The sequence below is a fragment of the Rahnella sp. CG8 genome (genome assembly GCF_023701875.1).
Classification (GTDB): Bacteria; Pseudomonadota; Gammaproteobacteria; order Enterobacterales; family Enterobacteriaceae; genus Rahnella; species Rahnella aceris.
Genome location: NZ_JABAED010000018.1, coordinates 23,065 through 36,963, shown reverse-complemented (window position 1 = coordinate 36,963; position 13,899 = coordinate 23,065). Strand labels below are relative to the sequence as shown.

Genomic DNA, 13,899 nt, shown 5'->3' with positions numbered 1-13,899 from the left:
CACGTGACGCTGAAGGTCTGCTATGAGCAAAGAGCAGACATTAATTGCCTGCTCAATGAAGGGTCTATTAGCATCAGTGTTGCAACTGAATTAAAAACACCTCCAGACCATCCTGTGTTGAATGAGTCGTCTGCGACAGGTATGCCAGCCAGCCCTCTGCATATTTCATGAGGATAAATAGAGGGAAGGCTGTGCTCAGGATTACACTGTCTTCCCGATGTATTGCGGTGCAGGCAGAGCAAAGCGGTTTTTCAGGACATGGGCAATATCGTCTTCCGTCAGTTGCTGCTTTTCTACGCCCTCTGCTGTGATCGTCTTCAGCACATTACCTAGCAAAATCAGCCGCCCCTCGGGGACGTGCTGCACGATCAGTAACTTCTGCACAAAGATGGCATCAGGATGGGTGGAGTTGAGGTAGTTGGCCGGGACGAAATCAATCCACTCCTGGGGCGACAGATCAAAACTGTATTGATTGGCCCATTCGCCCTCCACCTTCGCTTGTAGCAGGTACTCGCTATTAACGTCACGGATAAGTCGGAAAGTATCGAAATCCTGTTCGATGTCGGTATCTGGCATGTCTATGGCGATCGGTGCGCGAATACCGTAGCTGCCGAACCCTAGATCGCAAAGCCACAGGCGGTCATCGACTTCAGCAATTAATGCCATATGCGTTTTCGGTCGGCGTGCCGGGTAGAACATCGGACGAGCTGCAACGAAACGGTAGGTAATACCTAAAGCGCCCAACGCCATTGCAAATAGCCCATTGACCTCATAGCAGTATCCACCACGACCTCGTTGTAGCAGCTTGTCTGCAATGTCTTCGGGTACCAGGGAGACGACTTTGCCAGCCTGTACATCCAGATTCTCGAAGGGTACCGAAAAGAGTTGATGACGCATGAGCGCGTGCAGCGTGGCGGTATCGGCGGCTGCATGCCCGGTGTAGTTTATACGACGGAAATAAGTCGAAAGGTCAAAGTTGTCGCTATGCATAATGCCTCATTGATTGCTCGGGTTCGGCACTACTATAGAAGGGCCGCATCATTGTCTGTATAGTCAGATTTATCGAAAATCAGACTGTACAGTTCGCAATGCCCGTCCCACGTCTGTTGTCCCCACATTACCGCCGGATTGCTGAAATGCTGCGCCTTACCCTTGCATCAGGTGTATTGCGAGCCGGCGACAGGATGATCTCCGCGCGTAAACTGGCCGAACGCGAGCAAGTTAGCCTCCCAACGGCACTGGAAGCACTCCGTTGTCTTGAGGCCGAAGGCCTGATTGTTGCGCGTCCGCGTTCGGGCTACTTCGTTTGCCAGATAAACACACCTCAGAACATGCAGTCTTCCCATCATTTACCTGGCCCGGTCCCCGTGACAATGTCAGCAGTAGCCCGTTCGCTATTCAGCAGCGCAGAAGCCCGTCTGGTGCCGCTTGGCGCAGCGCTGCCCGATCCCCTATGGCTGCCAACAGATACGCTACAGCGGGCGTTGCAGACTGCAAGCCGTCGCCTGGACGCACACGGTCAGAGCTACAGCCTGCCGCCGGGAAGGGCAGACCTGCGCAGAAATATAGCCGTACGCGCTGCACAGTGGGGTGCCCGTTTTGGTCCGGATGATCTCGTCATTACGGCTGGCGCGACCCAGGCACTGCGTCTGGCTCTGCGGGCTGTATGTCAGCCTGGTGATGTGGTGGCCATTGAGCAACCCGCCTACTTCGGTACGCTCCTGCTGCTGGAGGACCTAGGCCTCAAGGCATTGCAAATCCCCACGGATCCCGCTGAAGGCTTGTTGCTGGCACCTCTGGGTGAAGCTATTCAGCGCCACCGTCCCGCAGCCGTGCTGGCTTCGCCCACGGTGCAAAACCCACTTGGTGCCAGTATGCCCGTCACCCGCAAGCAGGAACTTGTTGCGCTGATTGAACGTGCAGGCATCCCTTTAATTGAGGACGATGTATATGGTGACCTGGCCGGTGAGGGGCAGCGCCCTCCGGCCTGCAAGGCCTTCGACCAGAGCGGGAGTGTGATTTACTGCAGTTCATTATCCAAAACCCTTGCCCCGGGCTGGAGAATCGGTTGGATTGCGGCAGGACGCTACCACACGCAGGTATTGCAGGCCCGCATGGCCGGGGATTGGGCAGGCGCACCGCTGCTTGAAGCAGCCGCGAGCGATATACTGGCAAGTGGAGACTACGAACGTCATCTGCGGCGCCTGAAGCTCCGGGTCACGGAGGGAGTACACGCCGTTATCGCCCGGGTCAACGCAAGCTTCCCTCCGGGCACTCGTGTTGCCGTGCCGACAGCCGGTTTCTTGTTGTGGATAGAACTTCCGCATCCGCTGAATGCATTGGTGGTACATCGTCGCGCGCTGGCGCTGGGCATTGGTGTCAGTCCTGGCCTCCTGTTTTCCCCGGGGGCGGAATTTCAGAACTTCCTGCGGTTAAATTGTGCGAATGAACCCTCGCCCACCTTGCTCAATGCAGTGGAACAGATCGGTGCGCTTTGTCATGAACTGGCTGGTCAGCGCGAATGACTCATACATGCCTAAGTCCACACTAATCCCTCTGCTAAAGGTAAGCACGCATGTTTGAGATATCCGGGAGGAGATCAGGATGCTTACCGCCCCCTTTACTCCCCTACTTTGCTGATTTGATAATAGCCGTTCTGTTTATACGCCTCTCACTCAATAAGGCGAAAATCCCGGCTGCGGCCACGATTGACGCACCGGCCAGCGTGGAAGATGACGGAAAACTGTCGAGGAACAGAAAACCAAGCATCATCGACCAGACCATCGTGGTGTAATCAAAAGGCGCCAGCAGCGACGCATCGGCGTAACGCAGGCTCAGCGTAATCAGGATCTGTGCCATTCCGCCAAAAAAGCCGCAACCGATGAGCAGTAAAAGCTGCAAAGTGGTCGGGATTTTCCAGCCGAAGAAAATCGTCGCCAGACCAATCAGCATGGTCATCAGCGAGAAGTAGAAAACGATCGCGCCCGGTCTTTCGATGCCATTTAAAAAACGGATTTGCACCGAAGATACCGCCGTACACATCGCCGCCAGCAGCGCCAGAATCACGCCCAGCCCCGCCGAAACCTGCTTAAAACTGCCCGACAGCAGCGAACCGCTGTCTGTCAGATGCGCCCACAGCATGACGATAATGCCGGTGAAACCGATGCCCACCGCCAGCCAGCGGGCTGCGTGAACATTTTCACGCAGTAAAACCGCGGCCATGACCACCGTAAATAGCGGCGCGGCGTAGCTTATCGCCGTGGCATCCGCCAGCGAGATATACACTAACGCCAGATAGTTAAAATACATTCCCCCCGTGCCGGAAAAGCCGCGAATTAAATGGCCGGATATATTCTTCGTTTTAATTTGGGGGAAAACAGGGCCCTGCAATTTGAGCCAGATCAGCAGCGGGAATAAGGCAACGAAAGAGCGAAAAAATATCACTTCTCCGGTAGGTATATTTCCGCCCAGCCCTTTCACGCAGGCCAGCATTAATGTGGCACACAGGGCTGATAATATTTTTAGCGAAATGCCCATTCTGGCGTTCATTATTAACCTTCGTTCCTGGTGAGCAGCGGGATGAATCTGTCCGCTATTCTGGCAGAGCCGCCTTTTTCCCGGTCATACAAAAAGCGTATCGCCATACAGGGTTTACTTCTTATACAACGCCAGGGTGAGCTTATATAGTCGGGCTGACTCATAAAGAAACCGCAGCCAGTTTTGCTCACAGTGAGCCAGGGGAAGTTGTCGTCACACACTGCTAATTAAAAAATCCCGGAGAATGAATGATGAAACTGAAGTTACTGTCTTGTTCCTTGCTGGCGTTGCCACTGATGGCGGCCTTTTCCTCTGCGAAAGCGGATGTTCTTTCTGATATTCAGGCACGCGGTTCACTCAATTGTGCCGTGTATTCCGATGTGCCGCCGTTCTCGTCGCCGGATCCGAAAACGCGCCAGTTGGCGGGAATGGACGTCGATTTATGCACGGCATTAGCCAAACAGATGGGCGTAAAACTCAATCTGATGCCGACGTCTATTGAAGCGCGTATTGCAGTGATCGCCACTGGCCGCGCCGACGTGCTGATTGCCAATCTGGCTTATACCAAAACGCGCGGCCAACAGATTCAGTTCAGCGATCCGTATTACGTGGCGAAAGAAGTGCTGGTGGTGAAAAAGCCCAACGTCGATAAAACTCGTGCGGATTTTAAAGGCAAACGCATCAGCGCCACCAAAGGCACAACGTCTGAACAATCGATATATCTGGCAGGCGCAAAAGCCGTGACCTTCCAGGATGCTGCGTCGGCCTTTCTGGCGCTGGAACAGAATAAAGCGGTGGGCTTTGTGACCAACACCATGACCGCCATCAAAATGATTTCTCAGGCCGGAAAAGACGGCATTGAACTGGGGATGATCAAAGAGCCGATGGCGCTGGAGCCGATTGGCGTCGGCATGAAAAAGGACGAACCGGCATTGCTGGCGAAGGTTAACAGCAGCCTGAAAGCGATGGATGACGACGGCACCATCGATAAAATCTGGGATACCTGGATCGGGCCAAATACCGAATACAAAATGGTGCGCGAAGACAAAGTTCAGCCGCTCTCCAGCCTTAAATTCGAACCTCTGGAATAACCGATGATCACTGCGTCGCACGAGGCGCCTTCCCGCGCCTCTTTTATTCTTGCCAGTCAGGGCGACAACATCAAAATCTCCACCATCGGCAGCCGTGCATGGCTGATTGAAGCGCCGGGAGATTTCGACCTGCCCGCCCAGCGCCGCATCTGGTCACTGGCGGTCGCATTGCGCGCGCGTGATGATATCGAATCACTGATCCCCGGCGTGACCAATTTGCTGGTGCTGTTTCGCCAGACACCGGCAGATTACGACGCCACCTTTGCCCTGCTGGTGGCCGCCTGGGAACAGGCACAGGCCGTACATCCGCAAGGCAAGCTGATTGAAATTCCGGTGATTTACGGCGGCGAACATGCCACCGATCTGGACGCGGTTTGCCAGCATACCGGGCTTTCGCCGCGCGAAGTCATCCGCCGCCATTCTGAGGGTTGCTACACGGTGTTTTCACTGGGCAGCGCGCCGGGTTTTGGCTATCTCCACGGGCTGGATCCGTCTCTGGCCACGCCGCGTAAAAAAGTCCCCTCGCTGAATATGCTCAAAGGCACCGTGACTATCGGCGGCGCACAGACCGGGATTTCCGCGCTGACCGGGCCAAACGGCTGGAACGCCATCGGATTCGCCGAACTGACGCTGTTTGACCCGCAGGCGGAGAATCCTGCACTCATGGCACCGGGGGACAGCGTGCGCTTTCTGCCAGAAAGGATTGAATTGTGACTGAACCAGCCGTGATTGAAATAGTGAAAACCGGCCCGCTGAATACCGTTCAGGACGCGGGCCGCAACGGATTCCGGGATATCGGCGTGTCCGTCAGCGGCGTGATGGATCCGCTGGCGTTTCACGCGGGCAACATCATGCTGGGCAATGACGAAAACGCCGCCTGCATTGAAGTGCAGATGTTTCCGTTTAAGGTCCGGTTTCTCGCCGATACCAGCATTGCCATCACCGGCGCAGATTGCCGCACGAAGCTCGACGGTACAGATCTTCCGCCCTGGTGGGCGTGTTCCGTCCGCGCAGGGCAGGAGCTGGAAATGCAGTTCCCGCGTTACGGTGCCCGCAGCTATTTGTGCGTCGCCGGAGGCATTGACGTGCCGGTCGTTATGGGCTCGCGCAGCACCGCGCTGCGTGGTGGCTTTGGTGGTTTAGACGGACGACCACTGGAGAAAAACGATCGCCTCGCGGCGGGTAAAACCACCGCATCTCCCCTGCCTGCGCAAGGTATGGGCATTGAGCCGCCGGAGATCGCGCTGGCAAACGTATTCCCGACCAGCACTGAGGGATGCGTGCAACTGCGGGCTATTCCCGCCGGAGAATATTCGCTGTTTGAAGCCGATCTTCCCCGCTTCTGGTCGCAGCCGTGGAAAGTGTCCCTGCACAGCAACCGCACCGGTTACCGCTTATCCGGCGCGCCGGTCACGCCCTCGAAAGTCATCGAAATGCGTTCATACGGTTTAGTCCCCGGCATCATTCAGGTTCCGCCTGCCGGCGAGCCGATCATTCAACTGGCTGACGCCAATACCGCCGGAGGCTATCCGAAAATTGCCGGAATTATTGAAGAAGATTTATGGCGTCTGGCGCAGGTTCAGCCCGGTCAGAGCATTCAGTTGATCAAAAGCGATGCACGCGAAGCCATTGCTGTTGCGGCGCAGATCAGCCAGTGGCTCACCCGCCTGCGCGATAGCGTTATGCCGGTGAAGAAAATCATGGGGGTTTAAAATGCCCTATGGATGAAACAGAAAACGGGCCAGAAAAGGCCCGTTTTTTTATGCTTCTGACTCAGACGTTATGACTTCAGCTCCGCACAAAACTCAGCTATCCGGTCACAGCCGTCTTGCAAAACTTCCATGCCGGTCGCATACGAAATGCGGAAATACGGACTCATGCCGTAGGCCGCGCCCTGCACGGTGACGACGTGTTTTTCTTCGATCAGCGCCATCACGAAATCGGCATCGCTATTGATGTGACGCCCGCCTGCGGTGGTTTTCCCTATGCAGCCTTCAATGTTCACGAACAGATAGAACGCGCCCTGCGGTTTATGACAGCGCAGTTCATGCACGGACGTTAACCGCTCCAGCACGTAATCGCGGCGCTGGCGGTAGATTTCGGCGCGCTCTTTCAGTAAATCCTGCGGGCCGTTAAGCACCGCGACCGCCGCCGCCTGCGTGAGCGTGGTGACGCCGCCGCTGTTTTGCGTGTTCACGTTACTCATGGCTTTAATCAGATCTTGCGGACCGCCGCAAAAACCTAAACGCCAGCCGGTCATGGAATAGGCTTTCGACACGCCGTTGACCGTCAGCACGCGATCGAGCAAACGCGGTTCCACTTCGGCCAGCGTATAAAACGTCACGTCGTCATAAATCAGATGTTCGTAAATGTCATCGGTCAGGATCCACACGCCCGGATGGCGCAGCATCACCTCGCCCATCGCCTGCAATTCCTGGCGGGTTGCCACGGAACCGGTCGGATTGCTCGGGTAATTCAGCAGCAGCCACTTGGTTTTCGGCGTAATCGCCGCGTCGATGTCCTGCGGATACGGCTTGAAATTGTTCTCCTCCGGGCAGGCCACCGGCACCGGAATACCGCCCGCGAATTTGACGATATCCGCATAGCTAATCCACGACGGCGTCGGGATCACCACTTCATCGCCCGGATTAATCGTCGCCAGCATCGCGTTAAAAATAATTTGCTTCGCGCCGCCTGCGGTGAGGATCTGGCTCACGTCGTAATTCAGGTTGTTATCGCGCTGAAATTTACGCGCAATGGCCGCCCGCAGCGCCGGGGTTCCGTCGGTCGGCGGATAACGGGTATCACCGCCGAGCGCGGCGGCGTAGGCGGCTTCCGTGGCATGAGGGGGCGTCGGAAAATCCGGTTCACCGGTAGAAAGCGCAATGACGTTCACGCCTGCGGCTGCGAGGTCACGGGCCTTTTGCGTCATGGCGACGGAGGCAGAAACAGAGACATTTTTTAAGCGATCGGCGATATCAGGCATGGTCCTGGGGTTCCATTGTTTTTATCGAACGTAAAAAGACGGACAGCGATGAGGCACTTCAGGGGAAAGAGTAATGAGGAACGGACCGCGCCGACCAATAGCGCTTTGTTGTGGTGACATAACACAAAACAATGGCTGAACGCGCAAAGCAGGCAATTTGCACCGGCGCAGTGCAGGCGGGGATTTTCATTATTCGGGAGGCTGCGCAAAGGCAGAAAACATCCGGCTATGCAGTGAATAAATCGGCGGGTAAATCAGAAGGAAAACCGGATATCGGACATAAATCAGCCTGTTAGTGCGTGTTGGCACTCATCTTGCTTCATACACATTACTTATAACACCACTTGTTTCCGTGATGAGGATGCCATCGTGAATCTCCGCCGCCTTAAATATTTTATCAAGATTGTCGATGTGGGTAGCCTCACTCAGGCCGCAGATATCCTGCACATTGCGCAGCCTGCGCTCAGCCAGCAACTCGCGACGCTGGAAGGCGAAGTGAATCAGCAACTGCTGATCCGCACCAAACGCGGCGTGACGCCGACCGAAGCGGGCAAGATTTTGTATATCCACGCGCAGGCCATTTTGCGCCAGTGCGATCAGGCCCAGAGCGCGATTGACGGCTCGGCGCTGGCGCTTTCGGGCAGCGTTTCCGTCGGGCTTGCGCCGGGCACCGCCGCACAGCAACTGGCATTGCCGCTGATGGAAGAAGTCCACCGGCAATATCCGGGCATCGTATTGTATTTCAATGAAAACTTCGGCACCACGCTCAGTGAGCTGATCATGAATGGCCGGATGGATATGGCGGTGATTTACGGCAACCGGGAAATTCACGGATTACGGTTTATGCCGCTGATGAAAGAAGAGTTGTATTTCGTGTGCCCGCACGCGCTGAGCAAACCGCTGAAATCCGTCAGCCTGGCGCAGGTGGCAAAGTATGACCTGTTCCTGCCGCGCATTTACAACATCATGCGAAAAGTCATCGACGACGCGTTTATCCATGAAGCAGTGACGTACCGCGTGAAGTGCGAAATCGAATCGCAAACCACCCTCAATGCCGCGCTGGCGGCGGGTTTAGGCTGCACGATCATGCCGGAATCCGCCGCCCGCGCGATGCTCAAAGCCTCGGATTCGTGGATGGCGAAAATTGATAAACCGAATATTCAGGCGGCGCTGTCATTTTGTATGTCCGACCATCTGCCGCTGTCCCAGCCCGCCGAAGCGGTCAAAGCGATTTTACTGTCGCTGATGGCCAGCCGCACGGTGGATAACCGGCCACTGACGCTGGTGGGGTAATAAGCACACCTTATTACCGCAAAGCGAAATCCTCTTTCCTTACGTCGGCAGTGACACGATAGAGTGCTTTTACCGCCCGCAAAGCGGGTCGTTTTGTCGTCGTTATTGCGCGGGGACACTCTCTCTTCGACGGGAAGAATATGGAAAAAAAAGCACCAGCACTCAGCGAGTTGCGAGATATCGCACGAAAGATGCGTAAGTCCGGCCTGAGCCAGATTGAACTCAGTGGAAACGGCTTTCGGGTCAGCATGAAATACGCGCCAGTCTCCCCCGCCATTTTGCCATGCCGCAGGCCGGACGAAACGCCTGCGCTCCCCGCGCTGACCGCCCCCGACGCGGTGTGTGCACCTTTCCCCGGCATCGTGTTGTTACAGCATCCGCTCAACAAAATTCCGTTCACACAACCGGGTGAAAAAGTCGGGAAAGATGCGCTGCTCGGGCTGCTGAAAGTCGGCGTGATTTATCTGCCGCTGCGCAGCCCGGTGCAGGGCGTGGTGGCATCCCTGTCCGTGGAAGACGGTGACTGCGTGGAATACGGCGCGGAGATTTTCACTTTACGCCGCGAGGAGCTGGCCGCATGAAATACATCGATTTAAACGCCGATATCGGCGAAGGCTTTGGCGATTACACCATCGCCGACGACGCCGCGCTGATGCCGCTGATCACCTCCGCCAACGTGGCCTGCGGGTTTCACGCGGGGGATGCGGTGATTATGGCGAAAACCGTCGCGCTGGCGAAAAAGTATCAGGTAGATCTCGGCGCGCACGTCGGATTCCCTGATTTGTCCGGGTTTGGCCGCCGCCGGATGCACATCGAACCGGAGGTGATGGCACATTACGTCACCTATCAGCTTGGCGCGCTTTCTGCTTTTGCGAAAGCGGCGGATTACCCGCTGACGCACATGAGTTTCCACGGTGCGCTGGGCAATATGGTGTCCGAAGACGCCCGTCTGGCGCGGGTGTTATTGCAGGCGGTGAAGAATTTCGATGCACAAATGATCATCAGCACGATGCCCGGCAACGCCGTCGAGCGCATGGCGCGGGCGCTGGATTTGCCGGTGATTTGTACGTTTCTCGCCGACCGCGCCTATGAAAGCAACGGCCTGCTGGTCAGCCGGACGAAACCGGGCGCGGTTATTCATGACAAAGAGCAGGTACGCGCGCGCATCCGCCAGTTGCTGCGCGAAGGCACGGTGCAAAGCATCGACGGCGTGACGTTGCCGGTGGATGCGACATCGATTCTGGTTCACGGCGATACGCCGGAATCCCTCGAAATGGTGCATACGCTGCGGGAAATTATTACCGAAATGGACATCGCGCTGATGCCGCCAGCCCGGCAACGCCGCCTGATGGCAGGGTAAAACACGCTGTTATAAGCCCCTCTTATCGCCTCACACGGTTTATGTCTTATACCGTCTGAGAATTACTGGATACAGTCAGAAAACACCCACCGGCAGAACATGATGGAGCCGGCGGTTTAACAGGAGAGTCGCAATGCCATTTTCAGATTACAAAACCGCGCTGGTGACCGGCGCATCGGCCGGAATGGGTGAAGCCATTGTCGAACGCCTTTGTCAGGAAGGGATCACCGTTCATGCCGTCGCGCGCCGCGCCGATCAGCTGGCCGCCCTCGCCGCCCGCACCGGTTGTATTCCGCATGCGCTCGACGTCAGCGACCTCGACGCGGTGACGCGCCTGTGCAGCGAGATCAGCGTGGATATTCTGGTGAACAACGCCGGGGTTTCCCGTCCCGGCTCTATCCTGAGCGCCGATGAAGAATCCGTGGATACGCAGGTGGATGTGAATCTGCGCGCCGTTTTGCATCTTTGCCGCCTGCTGGTGCCGGGCATGATGGAACGCGATCGCGGCCACGTCATCAACATCACCTCGATTGCCGCGATTTATAACTTCGGCGGCAACTCGATTTATCACGCCACCAAAGCCGGGGTTCACGCCCTGTCGCGCCAGCTACGCGTTGACTGCTACGGCAAGCGTGTGCGCATCACTGAAATCTGCCCGGGTCGCGTGGCGACTGACATTTTCGGCAATGTTTCCGGCGATCACGAAGAAGCCCGCCGCCGTTTCATTGACGGTTTTGAACTGCCCGAAGCCAAAGACATCGCCGATTGCGTGGCGTTTGCCGTTTCTGCGCCGATTGCCGTCAACATCGGCAACATCGAAATCACCCCGACGTTGCAGGTTCCCGGTGGCCTTTCCACCATGCGCCCCGGCGAAGGTCTGTGATCTTTTTCCTATAAACCCACAGTTCAACCATTCAGGAGGGTGAAAATACGATGACGCTCGATTTCAGCAAAGTCCTGACCGGTCAGTTCGGGCAGATGATCGTCGATGGCATGGTTGTCACCCTCAAGCTGGCGCTGGGGTCCTGGCTGCTCGCGATGTGTATTGCCCTGCTGCTGGTCGTCATCCGGCTGACGCACAAACGCGCCGCCGAATATTTCGTCCGCGCCTATGTGTCGTATCACCGCAATGTGCCGACGCTTATTCAGCTGATGATGTGGTATTTCGCCATTCCGACGCTGCTGCCGGAATCTGTGCAGATGTGGATTAACGATTTCAACGCCGAGTTTCTGTTCTCGATGTTTGCGCTCGGATTGTGTCAGGCGGCGTATTTCTCTGAAGACATCCGCAGCGGATTACGCGCTATTCCTGAAGGGCAAACCGAAGCATCACGCGCGCTGGGCATGAGTTACACCCGATCGCTGCGTTCGGTTATTTTACCGCAGGGCATCCGCAACGCGCTGCCTTCGCTGCTCAACCACACCGTTTTACTGTTCAAAAACACCAGTCTGGCTATGGTCATTGGCGTAGCTGAACTGACTTACGTGACCCGTGATATTGAAAACCAGACGTTCCGGACTTTCGAATCGTATCTGGTGGCCTCTGCCGGTTATCTGTTCTTCTCTCTGCTGCTGATGGGTGCTGGCGCGTTGCTGGCCCGCCGGTTCCAGCGGGCCTACGCGAGGTAATCACATGCTCGAGATGTTCACGATTTTGCACGACAACGGGATGCTGTTCCTGATGGGGCAATATCCGCAGGGACCGCTCGGCGGGATACTTTGTACGTTACTGATTTCCCTGCTGGCCGTTTTGTTTGCACTGCCGGTGGGTATTCTGCTCGGGCTGGCGCGTTTATCGCCTTTCCGCTGGCTGAGCTGGCCCGCAGCCTGCTGGGTCTACGGCTTACGCGGCATTCCGCTGTTGATGGTGGTGTTCTGGACGTATTTCTGCGTTCCGCTGTTAATCGGTCACAACATCAGCGGCTTCAGCACCATGCTGTGTACGCTGGTGATTTATGAAAGTGCGTATATCGCCGAGATCGTGCGCGGCGGTATTCAGGCGCTGCCGGGCGGCCAGTACGAAGCGGCGCGCGCTTTAGGGATGAGTTATTTCAAAACGCTGCGTCTGATTATTCTGCCGCAGGCGTTATACAACACACTGCCAAGTCTGGTCAGCCAGCTGGTTTCTATCATTAAAGACAGCACGCTGGGTTACGTCATTAACGTGCCGGAGCTGACCTTTGCCGCTAATCAGGTGAATAACCAACTGCTGACCAAACCTTTTCAAGTCTTCGCGATTGTCGCGATTGGCTATTACATCATCTGTTTCAGCCTGACGTGGCTGGCCAATAAGCTTGAAGCCCGTATCACGCGCAAACGGCAGAACCGGATGCCGGAAGCGGAGAAAATGACGAAGGCTCCACTGCTGAAGACTCAATCATAATAAGGAACGACGATGCGACCAATGATCTTATTTAATCAGGTTAATAAATGGTATGGCGAATATCAGGCGCTCACCGACCTGAGTGCAGAAATTAGAAGTGGTGAAGTCGTGGTGGTTTGCGGACCGTCCGGCTCGGGCAAATCAACGCTGATCCGCACCGTGAACCGGCTGGAACCTATTGAAGAGGGCCAGATCCTGTTCGATGGCATGGATATTCATGGCACCAGCACCCGCCTGAATCAGTTGCGCACGCGTATCGGTTTTGTCTTTCAGAACTTTAATCTTTTTCCGCACGTTTCGGTGCTGGACAACATCATGATGTCGCCGGTAAAGGTGCTCGGCGTGAAACGTCAGGAAGCACGCAAGCACGCGGGTGAACTGCTGGAACGTGTCGGATTATCACACAAAGCCAATGCCTATCCGGCACAGCTTTCCGGCGGGCAGCAGCAACGTGTTGCCATCGCCCGGGCATTAGCCATGAAACCGCCGGTGATGTTGTTTGATGAACCGACGTCGGCGCTTGATCCGGAAATGGTCGGTGAAGTCCTGAATGTGATGCGCAGTCTGGCACGTGAAGGTATGACCATGATGTGCGTCACACACGAAATGAATTTTGCCCGCGACGTGGCGGACACAATCTGGTTTATGGATCAGGGGAAAATTCTGGAAAAATCCAAACCGGAAAACTTCTTCAATCATCCGCAACACCCGCGTGCCAGGAAGTTTTTAAGTGACTTATTGCACCATTAATTATGCACGTGGCGTATTCCTTTGCAGCGCCTTGCCGCTCAGAGCTTATCCATCAAAGGGGGCTTAAGAAATAACGCCTGCATAGGTATCTCTGTCTTTGAATATATTATCAGCATGTCAGTTCATGACTGTCGGCAAGCAGCTCGTGTATTTCATCTGCCGACAGCGGTCCGGAAAGGATCACACTGACCCAGTGCTCTTTATTCATATGATAAGCAGGCAAAATGCCGTCTTTCTGACGTAATGAGCCGATGTGCTCCGGCCGGACCTTAACCTCAAGTATGTCGACTTTATCTTCCGTTTTCAGCCCCAGCTTGGTACCGGATACATTCATCACGAGACCAAACCATTTATCACCATTGTGATGACGAAGCACGGCATAATCCGGCAGGTTACGCCAGAGATATTCCGGCTCCGAATTATAGTGTTCCCGCGCGTACCTGAATAACGACTCTCTTTTCATAATCACTCCCGTATCGTCGGTTTATACCGTTCTGAC

15 protein-coding genes are annotated in these 13,899 nt (G+C 55.6%); 11 read left to right on the top strand and 4 right to left on the bottom strand.

Annotated elements, in window-relative coordinates:
- Nucleotides 1-201 precede the first annotated feature (201 nt).
- Nucleotides 202-990, bottom strand: a complete 789-nt coding sequence (locus HGO41_RS16970; RefSeq protein WP_015690096.1) for an arylamine N-acetyltransferase family protein — start codon at nt 988-990, stop codon at nt 202-204.
- A 98-nt stretch (nt 991-1,088) separates the two neighbouring features.
- Between HGO41_RS16970 and HGO41_RS16965 the strand changes: the two genes are divergently transcribed.
- On the top strand, nt 1,089-2,525 hold the full coding sequence (locus HGO41_RS16965) for an aminotransferase-like domain-containing protein (protein WP_112198238.1): 1,437 nt from the start codon (nt 1,089-1,091) through the stop codon (nt 2,523-2,525).
- A 103-nt stretch (nt 2,526-2,628) separates the two neighbouring features.
- Here the strand turns inward: HGO41_RS16965 and HGO41_RS16960 are convergent, their stop codons facing one another.
- On the bottom strand, nt 2,629-3,549 hold the full coding sequence (locus tag HGO41_RS16960) for a DMT family transporter (protein ID WP_037034595.1): 921 nt from the start codon (nt 3,547-3,549) through the stop codon (nt 2,629-2,631).
- A 239-nt stretch (nt 3,550-3,788) separates the two neighbouring features.
- On the opposite strand from HGO41_RS16960, the gene HGO41_RS16955 reads away from it, so the two are divergent.
- Genes HGO41_RS16955 through HGO41_RS16945 form a run of 3 tightly spaced genes read left to right on the top strand, consistent with a single transcriptional unit; the run spans nt 3,789 to nt 6,340 of the window.
- Entirely contained in the window at nt 3,789-4,628 is an 840-nt protein-coding gene (locus tag HGO41_RS16955) for a transporter substrate-binding domain-containing protein (RefSeq protein ID WP_041689107.1), read from the top strand.
- Between the two features lie 3 nt (nt 4,629-4,631).
- On the top strand, nt 4,632-5,342 hold the full coding sequence (pxpB, locus tag HGO41_RS16950) for a 5-oxoprolinase subunit PxpB (RefSeq protein ID WP_013576012.1): 711 nt from the start codon (nt 4,632-4,634) through the stop codon (nt 5,340-5,342).
- Between the two features lie 11 nt (nt 5,343-5,353).
- Nucleotides 5,354-6,340: a 5-oxoprolinase subunit C family protein gene (locus HGO41_RS16945; protein ID WP_250981269.1), complete on the top strand. Its 987-nt coding sequence runs from the start codon at nt 5,354-5,356 to the stop codon at nt 6,338-6,340.
- A gap of 68 nt (nt 6,341-6,408) precedes the next feature.
- On the opposite strand, the gene HGO41_RS16940 is transcribed toward HGO41_RS16945, so the two are convergent.
- Complete coding sequence (locus HGO41_RS16940; RefSeq protein WP_250981244.1) at nt 6,409-7,614, bottom strand: pyridoxal phosphate-dependent aminotransferase; 1,206 nt, start codon at nt 7,612-7,614, stop codon at nt 6,409-6,411.
- Between the two features lie 369 nt (nt 7,615-7,983).
- On the opposite strand from HGO41_RS16940, the gene nac reads away from it, so the two are divergent.
- The 7 genes from nac to HGO41_RS16905 all read left to right on the top strand — a co-directional run bounded on the left by nac (nt 7,984) and on the right by HGO41_RS16905 (nt 13,400).
- A complete protein-coding gene (gene nac, locus HGO41_RS16935) occupies nt 7,984-8,907 on the top strand; it encodes a nitrogen assimilation transcriptional regulator NAC (protein WP_013576015.1) in 924 nt (307 codons plus the stop codon).
- 140 nt (nt 8,908-9,047) lie between these two features.
- Nucleotides 9,048-9,488, top strand: coding sequence for an acetyl-CoA carboxylase biotin carboxyl carrier protein (locus HGO41_RS16930; protein WP_015690102.1), 441 nt, complete (start codon nt 9,048-9,050; stop codon nt 9,486-9,488).
- Nucleotides 9,485-10,267 (top strand): LamB/YcsF family protein, encoded by a 783-nt coding sequence (locus HGO41_RS16925; protein WP_112152198.1) that lies wholly within the window; start codon nt 9,485-9,487, stop codon nt 10,265-10,267. Before HGO41_RS16930 ends, HGO41_RS16925 begins: the two co-directional genes overlap by 4 nt.
- A 133-nt stretch (nt 10,268-10,400) precedes the next feature.
- A complete protein-coding gene (locus HGO41_RS16920) occupies nt 10,401-11,150 on the top strand; it encodes an SDR family oxidoreductase (protein ID WP_013576018.1) in 750 nt (249 codons plus the stop codon).
- 50 nt (nt 11,151-11,200) lie between these two features.
- The gene (locus tag HGO41_RS16915; protein ID WP_013576019.1) at nt 11,201-11,896 is read left to right on the top strand and encodes an amino acid ABC transporter permease; all 696 of its coding nucleotides are present in this window, start codon (nt 11,201-11,203) and stop codon (nt 11,894-11,896) included.
- A 4-nt stretch (nt 11,897-11,900) separates the two neighbouring features.
- The gene (locus HGO41_RS16910) at nt 11,901-12,650 is read left to right on the top strand and encodes an amino acid ABC transporter permease (RefSeq protein ID WP_013576020.1); all 750 of its coding nucleotides are present in this window, start codon (nt 11,901-11,903) and stop codon (nt 12,648-12,650) included.
- A gap of 12 nt (nt 12,651-12,662) precedes the next feature.
- Nucleotides 12,663-13,400, top strand: a complete 738-nt coding sequence (locus HGO41_RS16905) for an amino acid ABC transporter ATP-binding protein (RefSeq protein ID WP_013576021.1) — start codon at nt 12,663-12,665, stop codon at nt 13,398-13,400.
- Between the two features lie 109 nt (nt 13,401-13,509).
- Here the strand turns inward: HGO41_RS16905 and HGO41_RS16900 are convergent, their stop codons facing one another.
- Entirely contained in the window at nt 13,510-13,863 is a 354-nt protein-coding gene (locus HGO41_RS16900) for an MmcQ/YjbR family DNA-binding protein (RefSeq protein ID WP_112152197.1), read from the bottom strand.
- Nucleotides 13,864-13,899 lie beyond the last annotated feature (36 nt).

Excerpts from the sequence above, each read along its gene's own strand:
- HGO41_RS16970 (WP_015690096.1), bottom strand. The coding sequence starts at position 990 with ATGCATAGCGACAACTTTGACCTTTCGACTTATTTCCGTCGTATAAAC.
- HGO41_RS16965 (WP_112198238.1), top strand. The coding sequence starts at position 1,089 with ATGCCCGTCCCACGTCTGTTGTCCCCACATTACCGCCGGATTGCTGAA.
- HGO41_RS16960 (WP_037034595.1), bottom strand. The coding sequence starts at position 3,549 with ATGAACGCCAGAATGGGCATTTCGCTAAAAATATTATCAGCCCTGTGT.
- HGO41_RS16955 (WP_041689107.1), top strand. The coding sequence starts at position 3,789 with ATGAAACTGAAGTTACTGTCTTGTTCCTTGCTGGCGTTGCCACTGATG.
- pxpB (WP_013576012.1), top strand. The coding sequence starts at position 4,632 with ATGATCACTGCGTCGCACGAGGCGCCTTCCCGCGCCTCTTTTATTCTT.
- HGO41_RS16940 (WP_250981244.1), bottom strand. The coding sequence starts at position 7,614 with ATGCCTGATATCGCCGATCGCTTAAAAAATGTCTCTGTTTCTGCCTCC.
- HGO41_RS16930 (WP_015690102.1), top strand. The coding sequence starts at position 9,048 with ATGGAAAAAAAAGCACCAGCACTCAGCGAGTTGCGAGATATCGCACGA.
- HGO41_RS16925 (WP_112152198.1), top strand. The coding sequence starts at position 9,485 with ATGAAATACATCGATTTAAACGCCGATATCGGCGAAGGCTTTGGCGAT.
- HGO41_RS16920 (WP_013576018.1), top strand. The coding sequence starts at position 10,401 with ATGCCATTTTCAGATTACAAAACCGCGCTGGTGACCGGCGCATCGGCC.
- HGO41_RS16915 (WP_013576019.1), top strand. The coding sequence starts at position 11,201 with ATGACGCTCGATTTCAGCAAAGTCCTGACCGGTCAGTTCGGGCAGATG.
- HGO41_RS16910 (WP_013576020.1), top strand. The coding sequence starts at position 11,901 with ATGCTCGAGATGTTCACGATTTTGCACGACAACGGGATGCTGTTCCTG.
- HGO41_RS16905 (WP_013576021.1), top strand. The coding sequence starts at position 12,663 with ATGCGACCAATGATCTTATTTAATCAGGTTAATAAATGGTATGGCGAA.
- HGO41_RS16900 (WP_112152197.1), bottom strand. The coding sequence starts at position 13,863 with ATGAAAAGAGAGTCGTTATTCAGGTACGCGCGGGAACACTATAATTCG.